The sequence below is a fragment of the Actinoalloteichus sp. AHMU CJ021 genome, from assembly GCF_002895405.1.
GTDB lineage: Bacteria > Actinomycetota > Actinomycetes > Mycobacteriales > Pseudonocardiaceae > Actinoalloteichus_B > Actinoalloteichus_B caeruleus.
Genome location: NZ_CP025990.1, coordinates 6,111,478 through 6,130,065, shown reverse-complemented (window position 1 = coordinate 6,130,065; position 18,588 = coordinate 6,111,478). Strand labels below are relative to the sequence as shown.

The window sequence follows — 18,588 nt, the reverse complement described above, 5'->3', positions numbered from 1 at the left end:
CTCTGACTGAAGCCCGCTTCGTGGACAACTGAAGAGTGTTTGGCTGTGCGTAGGCTCGAATCGGCAGTTGCCAGGACAACCGCGGGGCGCGGAAACACACGCGCCCCGCGGTAGCAGGCTGTGATTACTGGGGGGACCGCATGGACACGCCGTCGTCACGCGAGGACCGCATTCGTTCCCTGCCGGAGCACGTCCGGGAACGACTGCGCGGCCGGTTGGCCGGGCGGGGTGCCTCCCGCAACCGGATTCCCCGGGTGCCCAGGGACGGCCGGTTGCCGTTGTCCTTCGCGCAGCAGCGGTTGTGGTTCCTCGACCAGTACTCGCCTGGTGGGGTGGAGTACAACTCCGGGTTGGCGTTGCGGGTCCGTGGTGCGTTGGACCTGGCGGCGTTGCGGGTGGCGGTGACGGCGGTGGTGGCCCGGCACGAGGTGCTGCGGACCACGTTCGACACCGTCGAGGGTGAGGGTGTGCAGCGGGTGGGGCCGCCGGTGGAGGTTCCGGTGGCGGTGGTGGACCTCAGCGACCGGGCTGAGGACGTGGACCCGGCGGTGGACCGGGTGTTGCGGGCGGAGATGCGGCGGCCCTTCGATCTGCGGCAGGGGCCGTTGGTGCGGGTGGTGGTGGTGCGGGAGTCGCCGGAGTCGCATGTGGTGGCGGTGGTGATGCACCACATCGTGACCGACGGGTGGTCCAGTGGGGTGTTGGTGCGGGAGTTGGGGGCGTGCTACGGGGCGGCGGTGCGGGGTGAGGAGGTGGAGCTGCCGGAGTTGCCGGTGCAGTACGCCGACTACGCCGCCTGGCAACGCCAGCAGTTCGCGGATTCCCGGTGGACGGACGAGCTGTCCTTCTGGCGACGGCAGCTGGCGGACGTCGCACCGCTCGAACTCCCCTCCGACAGGCCGCGCTCGACGACCCGCACGACCGCCGGTGCGAACTTCTCGGTCGAACTCCCGGCAGCGCTCCTGCCCGCACTGCGGAAATCGGCGCGTGAACAGAACGCCAGTCTGTTCGTAGTGCTCGCCGCCGTCACGAAACTTCTGTTCGCCCGTCTCTCCGGGAGCCAGGACGTCGCGCTCGGAACCGTCGCATCCGGTCGTGAAAGCTCCGAGCTCGAGGAAATGCTCGGTTTCTTCGTCAACACTCTCGTTCTGCGAAGCCATGTCGATGAGGAACGGTCATTCTCCGAATTCCTCTCCCAGGTGAGGGGGACGGTGGTGGACGCTTTCGACCACCGGCAGCTCCCCTTCGACCGGCTGGTCGACGCCATCGCCCCTGACCGCGACTCGAACCGGATGCCGTTGGTCCAGGCGATGCTCGTCCTCCAGAACACGCCGGACGCGCGGCCTTCCTTCGGGGGACTGGACGTCTCCGAGGTCGTGCTGCCCAGGGAGGCCTCCTCGTTCGACCTCACCGTGGAGTTCCGGGAGAACGGGGACGAGCTCACCTTCGGGGTCGAGTACAACACCGACCTGTTCGATGCCGGCACGGTGGAGCGGTGGGCCCGGGACTGGGTGCGGCTGGCCGAGGCGGTGACCGCGGAGCCGGAGCGCCGGTTGGTCGAGGTGGCGGTGACCGACCCCGCTGAGCGGGATCTGGTGGCGGAATGGAACACCCCCGACCGGGTGCTGCCGGTGCAGACGGTCACCGGGGTGTTCGCCGCGCGGGTGGTCGAGTGCCCGGACGCGGCGGCGGTGGTGGGGGAAGGGGTGTCGTGGTCCTACCGGGAGATCGATGCCCGGTCGGCCCGGTTGGCCGGATACCTGGTGTCGCGGGGTGTGGTGGCCGGTTCCCGGGTGGGGGTGTTGTTGGAGCGGGGTCCGGATGCGGTGTGCGTGCTGTTGGCCGTGCTCCGGGCGGGTGGTGCCTACGTTCCGGTGGATCCGGGGTACCCGGCGGCGCGGGTGGAGTTCCTGCTCACCGACAGTGGGGCCGGGGTGGTGGTGACCACCGCCGAGTTGGCCGACCGGGTCCCGGCGGGCCTGGCGACGGTGGTGGTGGACGACCCGGCGACCGTGGCCGCCCTCGAGCGGGAGACCACCGTGCCACCGGGAGTGGTCTCGGGTGACATGCCGGCGTATGTGATCTACACGTCCGGCTCCACCGGTACTCCGAAGGGAGTGGTGGTACCGCACCGGGCTGTGGTGCGGGTGGCGTGGGAGCCGGATCACCTGCCGGTGGGGCCGGGGGATGTTGTCGCCCAACTGGCGTCGTTGTCCTTCGACGCGGCCACTTTGGAGATCTGGGGAGCGTTGCTCAACGGGGCGGCGGTGGCGGTGCCCCGGCCCGGGGTGTTGTCGGTACCCGAACTGGGTGAGTTCCTGGGTGAGTACGCGGTGACGGGGTTGTGGTTGACGGCGGGGTTGTTCCACGAGGTCGTCGACACTGACGTGGCGGTGTTGTCGGGGGTGCGGTACCTGCTGGCCGGGGGTGACGTGCTGTCTCCGTCGCACTGCCGGCGGGTGGTGGAGGCGGTACCGGGGGTGCGGTTGGTCAACGGGTACGGGCCCACGGAGAACACGGTGTTCACCACTGTTCAGGTGGTGGGTGCCTCCGTTGTGCAGGGGCGGGGTTCGGTGCCGATCGGGTCGCCGGTGGCGGGGTCCGGGGTGGTGGTGTTGGACCGGTGGTTGCGTCCGGTGCCGGTGGGGGTGCCGGGGGAGCTCTACACCTCGGGTGCGGGTCTGGGGCATGGGTATGTGGATCGTCCGGGGTTGACGGCGTCGCGGTTCGTGGCTGATCCCTTCGATGCCGCTGGTGGTCGGGTGTACCGGACGGGGGATCGGGTGCGGTGGTTGCCGGACGGGGTCCTCGAGTTCGTGGGGCGGTCCGACGATCAGGTGAAGGTGCGGGGGTTCCGCATCGAGCCGGGTGAGGTCGAGGCCGCGTTGGTGGGGCAGCCGGGTGTGGCGCGGGCGGTGGTGGTGGTCCGGGAGGACACCCCGGGGGCGCGGCGCCTGGTGGGTTACGTGGTGCCGGAGGACGGGGCCGTGCCCGCTCCGGAGGTGTTGCGGGACGCTCTGCGCCGGTTCCTGCCGGAGTACCTGGTGCCGGCGGCGGTGGTGGTGCTCGAGGCCTTGCCCCTGACGGGTAACGGCAAGGTCGACCGGGCGGCGTTACCAGCCCCGGAGTTCCAGCCCTCCCAGGGCTACCTGGCACCCCGCACGGACACCGAGAAGGTGCTGTGCGAGGTGTGGTCCGAGGTTCTTGGTGTGGACCCGGTGGGCATCGATGCCGACTTCTTCGCCCTCGGTGGCGACTCCATTCTCAGCCTGAAGGCTGTCAGCCGGGCCAGGGACGCACTGGGCACGAACATTTCGGCACGTGCCCTCTTCGATCACCCGACTGTCGCTGGTCTTGCTGCCCAGGTCCGTGGTCAGGACGACTTCGGCCAGACCCAGGCCGCGCCGATCACGCCTGCCGACCGGAGCCGTCCCCTTCCGCTGTCCTTCGCGCAGGAGCGACTGTGGTTCCTGAACGAGTTCGCCCCCGCGAGTGCGGAGTACAACTCGGGGCTCGCGTTCCGGCTCACCGGTGAACTCGACGTCACGGCGCTTCGCACCGCCGTCGACGGTCTCGTCGAGCGGCACGAGGCTCTTCGCACCACTTTCGGCACCCTCGACGACCAGGGAGTCCAGGTCATCCGCGGTGCTGTGGCCGTTCCCTTCACCACCCACGACCTGTCCGAGCTGGACGAGAGCAGCCGGAGTGCCGAACTGGACAAGATCCTCGCGTCCGAGATCGCCACGCCCTTCGATCTCGGGGAGGGACCACTGCTCCGACTCGTCCTGATCAGGGAGCGGCCGAACACCCACGTGCTGGTGCTTCCGATGCACCACATCGTTACCGATGGCTGGTCGATGGGTGTGATCACCAGGGAGCTCGGTTCCCTGTACGCGGCGGCCGCGCGAGGGCTGTCCGCACCGCTGCCGGCGCCGCCGGTGCAGTACGCCGACTACGCGGTGTGGCAGCGTGCTCAACTGGAAGGCGACAGCCTGGACGAGCAGCTCGCCTACTGGCGGGACCAACTGACCGATGTCGTGCCGCTCGAGCTGCCCACCGATCGTCCGCGCCCTGCGGTCCGGACCTCCCGTGGCGCGGTCCGCACCTTCGAGATCCACTCCGACCTGGCCATGCGACTCGCCGACCTCGGAAGGACTCGGGGTGGGAGTCTGTTCATGACCCTGACCGCCCTCACACAGCTGATGCTAGCCAGGACCAGCGGCCAGACGGACGTGGCGGTCGGGACGGTCACCTCGGGACGTGAACGTCCCGAGGTGGAGGACCTGGTGGGCTTCTTCGTGAACACGCTGGTTCTCCGGACCAGGGTCGACGAGCGGTCAACCTTCTCCCAGTTGCTCTCCGACGTCCGCGAGACCGTGCTGAGCGCGTTCGCGAACCAGGACGTTCCCTTCAGCCGGTTGATCGAGGAGCTCGTTCCCGAACGGGATACCAGCCGGACACCGCTGGTCCAAGCGCTCGTCGTGTTGCAGAACGCCCCGAGTGAACTGCCCGAGCTTCCGGGGCTCGAGGTGACCGAGTGCGACCTCCCCCGTGAGGTAGCGCAGTTCGATCTGACCCTGCAGTTCCAGGAGACCGCGTCCGGGCTGGCGGGCGTGGTCGAGTACAGCATCGACCTCTTCGACGCCGGCACCGTTGATCGCTGGATCCGAGGTCTGATCGGGTTGGCGGAGGCGGTGACCGCGGAGCCGGAGCGCCGGTTGGTCGAGGTGGCGGTGACCGACCCCGCTGAGCGGGATCTGGTGGCGGAGTGGAACACCCCCGACCGGGTGCTGCCGGTGCAGACGGTCACCGGGGTGTTCGCCGCGCGGGTGGTCGAGTGCCCGGACGCGGCGGCGGTGGTGGGGGAAGGGGTGTCGTGGTCCTACCGGGAGGTCGATGCCCGGTCGGCCCGGTTGGCCGGATACCTGGTGTCGCGGGGTGTGGTGGCCGGTTCCCGGGTGGGGGTGTTGTTGGAGCGGGGTCCGGATGCGGTGTGCGTGCTGTTGGCCGTGCTCCGGGCGGGTGGTGCCTACGTTCCGGTGGATCCGGGGTACCCGGCGGCGCGGGTGGAGTTCCTGCTCACCGACAGTGGGGCCGGGGTGGTGGTGACCACCGCCGAGTTGGCCGACCGGGTCCCGGCGGGCCTGGCGACGGTGGTGGTGGACGACCCGGCGACCGTGGCCGCCCTCGAGCGGGAGACCACCGTGCCACCGGGAGTGGTCTCGGGTGACATGCCGGCGTATGTGATCTACACGTCCGGCTCCACCGGTACTCCGAAGGGAGTGGTGGTACCGCACCGGGCTGTGGTGCGGGTGGCGTGGGAGCCGGATCACCTGCCGGTGGGGCCGGGGGATGTTGTCGCCCAACTGGCGTCGTTGTCCTTCGACGCGGCCACTTTGGAGATCTGGGGAGCGTTGCTCAACGGGGCGGCGGTGGCGGTGCCCCGGCCCGGGGTGTTGTCGGTACCCGAACTGGGTGAGTTCCTGGGTGAGTACGCGGTGACGGGGTTGTGGTTGACGGCGGGGTTGTTCCACGAGGTCGTCGACACTGATGTGGCGGTGTTGTCGGGGGTGCGGTACCTGTTGGCCGGGGGTGACGTGCTGTCTCCGTCGCACTGCCGGCGGGTGGTGGAGGCGGTACCGGGGGTGCGGTTGGTCAACGGGTACGGGCCCACGGAGAACACGGTGTTCACCACTGTTCAGGTGGTGGGTGCCTCCGTTGTGCGGGGGCGGGGTTCGGTGCCGATCGGGTCGCCGGTGGCGGGGTCCGGGGTGGTGGTGTTGGACCGGTGGTTGCGTCCGGTGCCGGTGGGGGTGCCGGGGGAGCTCTACACCTCGGGTGCGGGTCTGGGGCATGGGTATGTGGATCGTCCGGGGTTGACGGCGTCGCGGTTCGTGGCTGATCCCTTCGATGCCGCTGGTGGTCGGGTGTACCGGACGGGGGATCGGGTGCGGTGGTTGCCGGACGGGGTCCTCGAGTTCGTGGGGCGGGTGGATGATCAGGTGAAGGTGCGGGGGTTCCGCATCGAGCCGGGTGAGGTCGAGGCCGCGTTGGTGGGGCAGCGGGGTGTGGCGCGGGCGGTGGTGGTGGTCCGGGAGGACACCCCGGGAGCGCGGCGCCTGGTGGGTTACGTGGTGCCGGAGGACGGGGCCGTGCCCGCTCCGGAGGTGTTGCGGGACGCTCTGCGCCGGTTCCTGCCGGAGTACCTGGTGCCGGCGGCGGTGGTGGTGCTCGAGGCCTTGCCCCTGACGGGTAACGGGAAGGTCGACCGGGCGGCGTTACCAGCCCCGGAGTTCCAGCCCTCCCAGGGCTACGTGGCACCCCGCACCGAGGTGGAGCAGGTGCTGTGCGAGGTGTGGGCTGAGGTACTGCGGTTGGACCGGGTCGGGGTGACCGACAACTTCTTCGAGCTGGGTGGCGACTCGATCCTGAGCATCCAGGTCGTCTCCAGGGCCCGTCGCGCCGGCCTGTCCACCCTCTCCACCCGGGACATGTTCCAACGCCAGACCATCACCGACCTCGCGGCCGGCCTGGACCTGGCACCCGAGGAGGACACCACACCGGTGCCGCGGGGTCCGGTGTCGGGCCCGGTGGAACCAACCCCGGTGCTGTCCTGGTTCCTGCAAACCCACCCGGTGGCCCCGCACCACTTCGCGATGTCGACCGCGTTCGACCTGCCCGAGAGCCTGGACCTGGCCGCGTTCCAGACAGCGGTGACCGCGGTGTTGACCCAGCACGACGCGCTGCGCCTGGTGATCGACCGGGACCCCCAGGGGGCCTGGGCCCCGCGGATCCTCCCCGACCTCGAGGCCGCCTCCGTCCTCGAGGTCGTGAACACCGTCGGGGTGACCGATCCCGAACAGGCATGGCAGGACACGGTGACCACCGCCCAGTCGGGAATGGACCTGGCCACCGGCCCACTGCTGCGGGTCGTACTGGCCCGGACCCCGCGGGGCTGGCGGGTAGCGCTGGTAGCGCATCACGCGGTGGTGGACGGGGTGTCCTGGCGGGTCCTGCTCTCCGACCTCGACACCGCCTACCACCAGGCCCGCACCGGGAACCCGGTGGACCTGGGGGAACGGACCTCCTCGATGGGCCAGTGGACGGCCCGGCTGGCCGAACACACTCGGTCCGGGGGGTTCACCGACCAACTCGACTACTGGACCACCCTGCTGTCGGACCCGGGTGTGGTGGAGATCCCGGTGGACCACCCCGGGGGTCCCAACACCGTGGAACACCAGGACCGGGTCGAGGTGGAACTGGACACCGAGACCACCCGGGCGGTGCTCTCGGAGGTCCCCGCGGTGTACCGGACCCAGGTCAACGACGTGCTGCTGGCCGTGGTGGGTCGGGTACTGACCCGGTGGGCGGGTCGGGACCGGGTAGCGGTGGCCCTGGAGGGGCATGGTCGGGAGGAGTTGTTCGAGGGGGTGGACCTGTCCCGGACGGTGGGCTGGTTCACCTCGGTCTACCCGGTGGTGCTCCAGGAGACCGGGCAGGGCTGGGCAGCCACGGTGTTGGGTGTGAAGGAGGCGTTGCGGGCGGTCCCGGACCGGGGCGTGGGTTATCAGGCGTTGCGGTACACCGGTGGGGCGGCGGAGCTGGTGGGGCAGCCGGTGCCGGGGGTGAGCGTGAACTACCACGGGGTGTTCCACCTCGATACCGATCAGGACGGTGGTTCCTTGTTCGGGGTTCCGGTGGAGGTGGGGGGTCGGGAGCACGCCCCGGGTGAGGAACGGGCGTATCTGCTGGATGTGGTGGGTGGGGTGGTGCAGGGCCGGTTGCGGTTCAGTTGGTGGTATTCCACGGGGGTGTTCGAGCGGGCCACGGTGGTGGGGTTGGCCCGGGCGGTGGTGGAGGGGTTGCGGGAGTTCGTGGGGCACTGCCGGCGGCCGGGGGTGGGGGGTGCCAGTCCGTCGGACTTCCCGTTGGTGGCGTTGGACCAGGCGGGGGTGGATCACCTGCTCGATACCGTGGAGACCTCTGAGGTGGTCGCGGGTGTTGGGCGTGGTGGTGGGGTGGCGGATGTGTATCCGTTGACGCCGTTGCAGGCGGGGATGGTGTTCCACGCGGTGGCGGATCCGGGGTCGGGGGCGTATGTGGAGCAGTTCAGTTGTGTGGTGGAGGGGGTGGCTGATCCGGAGGTGTTGGGTCGGGCATGGCAGCGGGTGGTGGCGGGGTCGGATGCGTTGCGGGTGTCGGTGGTGTGGGAGGGGGTGGCTGAGCCGGTGCAGGTGGTGCATCGGGTGGTGCGGGTGCCGGTGACGGTGGTGGATTGGTCGGGGTTGGCTGAGGAGCGGCGGGCGGAGGTGTTGGCGGAGTTCCTGGTGGTGGACCGGGAGCGGGGCCTGGATGTGGGGGTTGCTCCGTTGATGCGGTTGTTCCTGGCTCGGGAGGGTGCGGGTCGGGTGCGGGTGGTGTGGACTTTCCACCACCTGCTCCTCGACGGCTGGAGCACGTTCCGCTTCCTCGACGACGTCTTCACCGAATACGCCGCCCTGTGCGAGCCCGACCGAGTGGCACCACCGGCATCGAGGTTGCCGTACCGGGACTACCTGGCGTGGCTCAGGAAGCGGAACATCTCCGAAAGCCTCGAGTTCTGGCGTCGGACGTTGTCCGGGTTCGACGAGCCCACCCCCCTGCCCTACGACCGGGCCCCCGAGCGGGCGCACCGCTCGCAGTCCAGTGCCCGGTGGGATGTCGAACTGCCCGCCGAGCTCAGCACGGCGGTGGCCGGGTTCGTGCGGGAGCAGCGGGTCACGGTGAACGCGGTGGTGCAGGCCGCGTGGGCCCTGCTGCTGTCCCGGCACGCGGGCACCTCGGAGGTCGTGTTCGGGGCGACGGTGTCGGGTCGGCCGGCGGACCTGCCCGGGGCGGAGGACATCCTCGGGTTGTTCATCAACACGCTGCCGGTGCGCATCCGCGTGGACGAGGACCGGTCGGTGGGGTCGTGGGTGCGGTCGGTGCAGGCCGGGCAGGCCGAGGCGCGGGCGCACGACCACGTGGCGTTGACCGAGATCCCCACCGAGGTGCCGGCGGGGGTGTCGCTGTTCGACAGTCTGATCATTTTCGAGAACTACCCGGTGGATGAGGAGTCGGCGGCGCGGCACGGGTTGGTGGTGTCGGATGTCGCGGCGGTGGAGACGACGAACTACCCGTTGACGCTGGTGGCTTACACCGGGGAGCGGACCGGGTTCGTGTTGGCTTATGACCCGGCGTTGTTCGACAGGGAGACGGTGGCCGTCCTCGCGGAGCGTTTCGAGTTGCTGTTGGGCGGGCTTGTTGGGGCACCGGAGGGTCCGGTGTCCGGGGTGACGGCGCTGGCGGAGGCGGAACGTCGCGACCTGCTGGTCGAGCGCAACGCCACCCAGCGTCCTGACCTGCTCGACGTGTCCGTGCTGGACCTGATCGCGCAGCGTGCCCGTACCCGGGCTCGGGACGGGGGTGGAGACGCCGTCGCGATCGAGGACGGCGTTGCCCGTGTTCACTACCAGGAACTGGCGGAAAGAGTGGGCCGTTGGGCTGCCTGGTTCGCGGACTCGGGAGTCGGTGCGGAGTCGGCGGTGGCGGTGCTGTTGCCTCGTTCGGCCGACGGTGTGGTGGCGATGCTGGCGACCTGGGTCGCGGGTGGGGTGTACCTGCCGGTGGACGCGGACTACCCGGCGGAGCGGATCGAGTACGTGGTCCGGGACAGCGGGGCTGCGGTGGTGGTGACCACGTTGGCCCTGGCCGACCGGGTGCCGGCCGGGGTGCCGGTGTTGGTCGTGGACGACCCCGAGGTGCGGATGGACCTCGAGCACCGGGTGGGGTTGCCGTGGCCGGAGTCGATCTCCCCGGGCCGGGCGGCCTATGTGATCTACACCTCGGGCTCCACCGGACGTCCGAAGGGCGTCGTCGTTCCCCACGCCGGACTGACCAGCCTGGCCGTGAGCCACGTCGAGGCCATGGACCTCGACCCCGCCGCCCGGGTCTTCCAGTACGTCTCGCCCAGCTTCGATGTCGCGATCGTCGAGGTCCTCATGACCCTCGCGGCCGGAGCGACCCTGCTGCTTCACGGTGCGGGACGACCGGTCGGAACCGAGCTGGCCGCGCTGCTCGCGGAACAGCGTGTCACCCACGCCATGTTCCCGGTGGCGCCGCTGGGGACCATCTCCCCGGAAGGGCTGTCCGACCTGCGGTCCATCGTCACGGGAGGCGAGGCACTCCCCGCCGATCTCGTGCGCAGGTGGGCGCCGGGCCGGCGTTTCCTGAACGGTTATGGGCCGAGTGAGACGACGGTGGCGGCGACGATGAGCGCTCCGTTGTCGGCAGGGGCGGAGGAGGTGCCGCCGATCGGGGCGCCGGTGGCCAATGCCCGGGTGTTCGTGTTGGACGGGCGGTTGCGCCCGGTGCCGGTGGGTGTCTCGGGTGAGTTGTACGTGGCGGGTGCCGGGGTGGCTCGGGGCTACCTCGGTCGTCCTGGTCTGACGGCGGAACGGTTCGTCGCTGACCCGTTCGGGCCGTCCGGTTCCCGGTTGTACCGGACGGGGGATGTGGTGCGGTGGCGGGCCGGCGGTGCGCTGGAGTTCGTGGGCCGGGTCGATGACCAGGTGAAGCTGCGGGGGTTCCGCATCGAACCCGGTGAGATCGAGGCCGCGCTCCTGCGGCACGCCTCCGTGGGGCAGGCCACGGTGGTGCTCCGGTCCGACGGGCCCGGCCTCCGTCGCCTCGTCGCGTACGTCGTGGGAGCGGCCGAGGAGCGGCCGGCTCCGGCGGAACTGCGCGCTCACGTCTCGGCCGAGCTGCCCGCGTACATGGTTCCCGCCGCCTTCGTCGTGCTCGACGCGTTCCCGCTGACCTCGAACGGCAAGGTGGACCGGCGGGCGCTGCCCGCACCGGAACTGGGATCCGACGCGGAGTTCGTGGCACCTGGCACTGACACTGAGCGGCGGGTCTGCGCGGTGTGGTCCGAGGTGCTGGGTGTGGAGCGCGTCGGGGTGACCGACGACTTCTTCGAGTTGGGTGGTGACTCGATCCTGAGCCTGCGGGTGACCTCGCGGTTGCGGGCGGAGTTCGGGGTGGCGTTGTCTCCGCGCGCGCTGTTCGACCACCCGACGGTCGCCGAACTCGCTACCGCCGTGGGCGGGACCGATCCCTCCGCCTCCGGTGAGACGGCGGTCGCCGCATTGGTCCCAGCCCCGTCGAGGCCGGCTCGGATCCCGCTGTCCTTCGCGCAGGAACGTCTGTGGTTCCTGGACGACTTCGCCAGGGGAACCAACGAGTACATCTCCCTGCTGGGGCTGAGGCTCACCGGGAACCTGAACCGGGAAGCCCTGCGGGAAGCCCTGTCGGTCCTCGCGGACCGGCACGAATCGTTGCGGACCACCTTCGACACCGTCGACGGGCAGGGCGTGCAGGTCGTCCATTCCGAGATGGAGCTGCCAGTCCGGTTCGTTGACCTCACGTCGGCCACGGAGGAGGAGCGTGACCAGGAGCGGGACCGGCTGCTGCTCGCCGAGACCCGGACCCCGTTCGATCTGCGGACGGGACCGTTGGTGCGGGTCCTGCTCGTCCGGGAGACCCCCGACAGCCACGTCCTGGTGTTGGCGATGCACCACATCGTCACCGACGGCTGGTCCATGGGCGTGATCACCCGCGAGCTGAACACCGCCTACGCCGCCCTGGTCGAGAACCGACCGGTGGCTCTGCCCGAGATGACCCTGCAGTACCCGGACTACGCGGTGTGGCAGCGGGAACACCAGAACACCGTGATCGAGTCCCAACTGGACTACTGGCGGGAACGGTTGGCAGGACTTCCGGTGCTGGAGCTGCCCACCGATCGACCCCGACCGGCAGTGCGTTCGGCCGCCGGCGCGGTGACCACGGTGACCATCCCCAGCGGGCTGACCGAGGGACTGCGGTCGGTGGGCCGGGCTGGCGGGGCCAGCCTGTTCATGACGGTCACGGCGGTGACCCAGGTGTTGTTGTCCCGGTACACCGGGCAGGGTGATGTGGCGGTGGGAACAGCGGTGTCGGGCCGGGACCGGGCCGAGGTGGAGGACCTGGTGGGGTTCTTCGTGAACACCGTGGTGGTGCGGTCGCGGGTGGATGAGGGCGTGGGGTTCGCCGGGGTGTTGTCGGGAGTGCGGGAGTCGGTGCTGGGTGCGTTCGCGCACCAGGAGGTGCCGTTCTCACGGTTGGTCGAGGAGCTGGCTCCGGAGCGGGACACCTCGCGGACGCCGTTGGTGCAGGCGATGGTGGTGCTGCAGAACGTTCCGGTGGCGGCGGTGGAGTTGCCCGGTGTGGTGGTGTCGGGGTGCGCGGTTCCAATGTCCACGGCGCAGTTCGATCTGACGTGGGAGTTCCAGGAGACGGGGCAGGGGTTGGCGCTGTCGGTGCAGTACGCCACCGACCTGTTCGACCCGACCACCATCGACCGGATGGCCGCGGACTGGATCGCCCTCGCCGAACGGGTGGTCACTGACCCCACCCGTGCCCTGGCCACGGTCCCCCTGCTTCCTGGTACCGACCACGACCGGATCACCGTGGAGTGGAACGACCGGGGTGCGGCGGTGGACCCGGTGCCCTTCGCCGAGCTGGTGTCCCGGCAGGCGCAGGCCCGTCCCGGGGCGGTCGCGGTGGAATCCGGGACGACCACGCTGACCTACGCCGAGTTGGACTCCCGGGTCAACCGGTTGGCCCGGTTCCTGCGGGGTCGGGGTGTGGGCCTGGAGACCCGGGTCGGGTTGTTGCTGCCCCGGTCGGTGGAGATGGTCGTGAGCATGCTCGCGGTGATGCGGGCTGGTGGGGTGATGGTGCCCTTGGACCCGTGGTACCCGGCCGAGCGGATCGGGTTCATGCTCTCCGACGCCGGGATCACCCACGTCCTCACCGCCACCGGCTGGCAGCCCGAGGACCTGGATCTCGACGTACCCGTCGCGGTGCTCGACCAGGCGGCCACACTGGCTGAGCTGGAGGCCACCGATGACTCCCCGGTGCGGGTAGCCGTTCCCGGTGACGCGGCGGCGTATGTGATCTTCACGTCGGGGTCGACCGGTCGTCCCAAGGGCGTGGTCGTCCCGCATACCGGGATCGCCACTCTGGCCCTCGAGCAGGTCCGCCTGTTCGGGCTGCGCCCGGACTCGCGGGTCTCGCAGGTGGCCTCGCCGAGTTTCGACGCGGCGGTGATGGAACTGCTGATGCCCTTCGCCTGCGGGGCCAGGCTGGTCGTGCCCGCCGCGCCGGGTCCGCTGGCGGGGGAGGAGTTGGGCCGGTTCCTGTCCCAGGGCCGGATCACCCACGCGTTGGTCCCGCCTACGGCGTTGGCCAGTGTGCCGACCACGGCGTTGCCGGAGTTGGTGACCCTGGCCACCGGTGGGGAGGCGTGCGGGGCGGAGTTGGTGCGTCGGTGGGCGCCGGGCCGGCGGATGGTCAACCTGTACGGGGCCACCGAGGCCACGGTGTGGTCGACGTGGGAGGTGTTGGAGCCGGGGGTGCCGGTGCGGGTGGGTCGTCCGATCGCGGGGACCCGGGTGTTCGTGCTGGACCGGTGGTTGCGTCCGGTGCCGCCGGGGGTGGTGGGGGATGTGTACCTGGCGGGTGCTGGGGTGGCCCGGGGGTATGCGGGTCGGGCGGGGTTGAGCGCGTCGCGGTTCGTGGCGGATCCCTTCACCGGTGGTGGGGGGCGGATGTACCGGACCGGGGATCGGGGTCGGTGGAGCCGGTCGGGGGTGTTGGAGTTCGCGGGGCGGGCGGATGACCAGGTCAAGTTGCGGGGGTTCCGCATCGAGCTGGGTGAGATCGAGTCCGTGGTGGCGTCCTCGCCGGGGGTGGCGGAGTCGGCGGTGGTCGTGCGGGAGGACACCCCGGGGGTGCGCCGGTTGGTGGCGTACCTGACCGGGCAGGCGGGGCTGGATGTGGAGGTGGTGCGGGAACGGACGCGGCGGATGCTGCCGGAGTACATGGTGCCGGCGGTGTTCGTGGTGTTGGCGGAGCTGCCGGTGACGGTCAACGGGAAGTTGGACGTCGACAGGCTGCCCAGCCCGGAGGCGGAGGGCGGGGAGCGGTACGTGCCGGCTCGGACCGAGGTCGAGCGGGTGTTGTGCCGTATTTGGTCGGAGTTGTTGGGTGTGGAGCGGGTGGGGGTGACCGACAACTTCTTCGAGTTGGGTGGTGACTCGATCCTGAGCATCCAGGTGGTGTCGCGGGCTCGTCGTGCGGGGTTGGAGCTGTCCTCACGGGACGTGTTCGTCAAACAGACCATCGAAGCCCTCGCCGCTGACCTCCCCGAGACCCTCGTCCTCGGGGAGACAGGCACCACCGGGCCACGACCGAGTGTTCGCCAGGCCCCCGTGAGCGGGCCGGTGGAGACCACCCCGGTGCTGGAGTGGTTCTTCGACACCCATCCGGTGGCGCCGCACCACTTCATGATGTCGATGGGCTTCACCCTTGCCCCCGACACCGACCTCGCCGCGCTCCGCGCCACCGTCGAGGCGCTCGTCGCCCACCACGACGCCCTGCGCACCGTGATCGACGTCGACGACACCCGACGGACCGTGCGCATCGAACCCGCGCTCGGGGAGGCGGAGGTGCTGACCGTCATCGACCTGTTCGACGGCCAGGATCCGGAGGCGAAGTGGGAACGGTGCGTTCGTGAAGCCCAGTCCTCGGTGGACCTGGCACGCGGACCACTGATCAGGGTGCTCGTCGCCCCGAAGGACACCCGGCTCCGGGTCGTCATGACCGCCCACCACGCGGTAGTCGACGGCGTGTCCTGGCGGATCCTGCTCAGCGACCTCGCCGCGGGATACGCCCAGGCCGCCGCCGGGGCGGAGATCGACCTCGGAGCGAAGACGACCTCGGTCCGGCAGTGGGCCTCCCGGCTCCGGGAGCACGTGCGGGCGGGTGGTTTCTCCGAGCAGGTCGGGTACTGGGCCGACGCGGTGGGCCCGGATGTCAGCGTCGAGGTGCCGGTGGATGGCACCGGGGGCCGGAACACGGTCGGGTCGATGGGGTCGGTGTCGGTGTCGCTGGACGTCGAGCGGACCCGGGCGTTGGTGCAGCGGGTTCCGGCGGTGTACCGGACGCAGGCCAATGACGTGTTGTTGGCGGCGTTGGCGTTGACGTTGCGGGAGTGGACCGGTCGGGACCGGGTGGCGGTGGCCATGGAGGGTCATGGCCGGGAGGAGTTGTTCGAGGGGGTGGACCTGTCCCGGACGGTGGGGTGGTTCACCTCGGTGTACCCGGTGGCGTTGTCGGTGCCGGGTGAGCCGGCTGGTGGGGTGGACTGGTCGGTGGTGGTGAAGTCGGTGAAGGAGCAGTTGCGTGCTGTTCCCGACCGGGGTGTGGGGTACGGGGCGTTGCGGTACCTGGGTGCGGTCCCGGAGTTGGTGGGGCAGCCGGCCCCGGCGGTCAGCTTCAACTACCACGGCCAGTTCACGCTGGACAACACGAAGGCCGCCGGCGAGGACGGGTTCTACCGGGCCGGGATGTCGGTGCCGGGCCAGGACCACCACCCCGATGAGCAGCGCCCGCACCTGCTGGACGTGGTCGGTGCGATCGAGGACGGCCGGCTGACCTTCAGCTGGTTCTACTCGACCGACCGCCATCGTGAGGAAACCGTTCGGCGGCTGGCCGAGGACCACCTGGGCCGGATCGCCGAGTTCGTCGAGCACTGCGCCCGGCCCGGATCGGGCGGGGCCTCGCCCTCGGACTTCCCTCTGGTTCGGCTGGACCAGGAGGCGGTGGACGCGGTGGTGGGTGACGGCCGGGACGTTGAGGACGTCTACCCGTTGACCCCGTTGCAGGCGGGCATGCTCTTCCACGCGCTCGCCGACCCCACCGGCGCCGCCTACCTCGAACAGGTGACCGTCGAACTCGCGGGCATCACCTCACCGGAGGAGCTGGTCGCGGCCTGGCAGCAGGTCGTCGACACCTCCGACGCGCTGCGGGTCTCCGCCGTCTGGCAGGGCGTGCCGGAACCGTTGCAGGCGGTCCACCGGAAGGCGGAGATCCCGGTCACGAGGGCTGACTGGACCGAGCTCTCCCCTGAGGACAGGGAAACCGAGTTGGCCAGGGTCATGGCCGAGGACCAGGAGAAGGGCATCGACCTGGCCTCAGCCCCGCTGATGCGGCTGTTCGTGGCGACCCTGTCACCAACCACCGTTCGTGTGCTGTGGACCTTCCACCACGTGCTGCTCGACGGGTGGAGCACCTACCAGGTGCTCGCCGACGTCTTCGGGGAGTACGCCCGCAGGACCTCCTCCGACGGAGGCCCGCCAGCCACCGTCCGCCGTCCGTACCGCGACTACCTGCGCTGGCTGACCTCCCGTGACCAGCGGGTCGCGCTCGACTACTGGCGGAACACCCTGGCTGGCTTCGACCAGCCGGTACCACTGCCCTACGACCGCCAACCCGACACGGCCCACCAGGCGCACTGCACCGAGCGTGTCTTCGTTCCGCTGTCCGCCGAGGTGTCCGGGCGGGTCGCCGGCTTCGCGAGGGCACAGCGGATCACGGTCAACGCCATCGTGCAGGGGGCGTGGGCGCTGCTGCTCTCCCAGTACGGCGGTTCCCGTGACGTGGTTTTCGGCGCCACCGTCTCGGGGCGTCCCACGGACCTGCCTGGCTCGGACGAGATCCTCGGCCTGTTCATCAACACCCTGCCCGTCCGGGTTGTCGTCGAGCGGGCCACGACCGTGGTGGAGTGGCTGCGCAAGCTCCAGGCCGGTCAGGCTGAAGCGCGGCAGTACGACTACGTCGCGCTCAACGCCATCCAGACCGACGTTCCGGGCGGCCAGCCGCTCTTCGAGAGCCTCATCGTGTTCGAGAACTACCCGATCGACGAGGAGACGGCCGCCCGGCACGCCCTGGACATCCAGGACATGAACGCGGTCGAGGCCACCAACTACCCGGTGACGGTGATCTCGGCCGTCACCCAGGACCAGCTGGGGCTCGCGGTCGCCTTCGACCCGGTGCTCTTCGAGCGTTCGACCGTGGAACGGCTGGCCGCCCAGCTGGGACGACTGATCACCTCGTTCACTGAGGAACCCGACCGGCGAGTCGGTGACCTCGACCTGCTCGACGCGGCCGAGCGTGCCGAGCTGGTGTCGGCGTGGGCCAGCCCCTCGGCGCTCGTCGAGGGTGTGGAGCCGGTGTCGTTGGTGGAGTTGTTCGATCGTCAGGTCCGGGAGCGTCCCGAGGCGGTGGCGGTGTCCTTCCAGGACACGACGGTGACCTACGGGGAACTGGCCGGGCGGGCCTACCGCCTGGCGGCGCACCTGCGGGCCAGGGGCGTGACCCCGGGAGCGCGGGTGGCGTTGCTGCTGCCCCGCACCACCGACCTGGTGGTAGGGGTGCTGGGTGTGCTCGCGGCCGGGGCGGCGTACGTGCCGGTGGACCCGAACTACCCGGCGGAGCGGATCGCCTACACCCTGACCGACAGCGGGGCCTCCACGGTGGTGACCGTCTCGGAGACCGCTGGTGCTCTCCCGGGGGCGGTGTCCGGGGTGCCGGTGGTGGAACTGGACCGCACGGACTTCTCGGGGTACGAACCCGGGCGACCGGAGGTGGTGGTGCCCGCCGAGGCGGTGGCCTACGTGATCTACACGTCCGGGTCGACCGGACGGCCGAAGGGCGTGGCGGTACCGCACCGCGGCGTGGTGTCACTGCTGACCGGGACCCAGGACCGGTACGGCTTCGACGCCGGGGACGTGTGGACGTTGTTCCACTCGGTGGCCTTCGACTTCTCGGTGTGGGAGATGTGGGGCGCGTTGGCGTTCGGGGGCCGGTTGGTGGTGGTGCCCTGGGAGGTGTCCCGCAGTCCGGGGGAGTTCCTGGAGCTGGTGGTGGCCCAGCGGGTGACGGTGCTCAACCAGACACCCTCGGCGTTCGAGCAGTTCGTGCGGGCCGAGGCGGAGAACCCCGGGTTGGGGCGGGAGTTGTGCCTGCGGTGGGTGGTCTTTGGTGGGGAGGCGTTGGAGGTGTCCCGGGTGCGGCCGTGGTTGGCCCGGCACCCGGACACACCGGTGTTGGTGAACATGTACGGGATCACCGAGACCACGGTGCATGTCACCGCGCACCCCCTCAACCCGACCGGGAAGGGGGAGAACGGTGCGGAGGTCGATCTGGTCGAGGGGTCGGCTGGGGTGATCGGGCACGCGGTACCGGGGTGGCGGGTGTACGTGCTGGACCGTGCCGGTGGGTTGCGCCCGGTTCCTCCGGGGGTGGTGGGGGAGATGTACGTGGCGGGTGCGGGCGTGGCGCAGGGGTATGCGGGTCGTGCGGGGTTGACGGCGTCGCGGTTCGTGGCCGATCCGTTCGCTGGGGATGGCCGGCGGATGTACCGGACTGGGGACTTGGCCCGGGTGGATGGTCAGGGGCGCCTGTCGTACGTGGGTCGGGCGGATGAGCAGGTGAAGGTGCGGGGGTTCCGGATCGAGCCGGGGGAGGTCGCCGCCCGGTTGGGAGAGCACCCGGGAGTGGCGCAGGCGGTGGTGGTGGTCCGGGAGGACACCCCCGGCGACAAACGCCTGGTCGCCTACCTCACCCCCGACACCACCACCGCCGCCCCCGTCGCCCGCTACACCCGACTGGCCGCCACCGGGGAAC

Annotated in this window: 1 pseudogene; it reads left to right on the top strand. The window is 70.3% G+C overall.

The window, feature by feature from the left end:
- Positions 1–140: 140 nt before the first annotated feature.
- Positions 141–18,536: pseudogene (locus C1701_RS25475) on the top strand (non-ribosomal peptide synthase/polyketide synthase); the annotation flags it as partial.
- Positions 18,537–18,588: the final 52 nt, after the last annotated feature.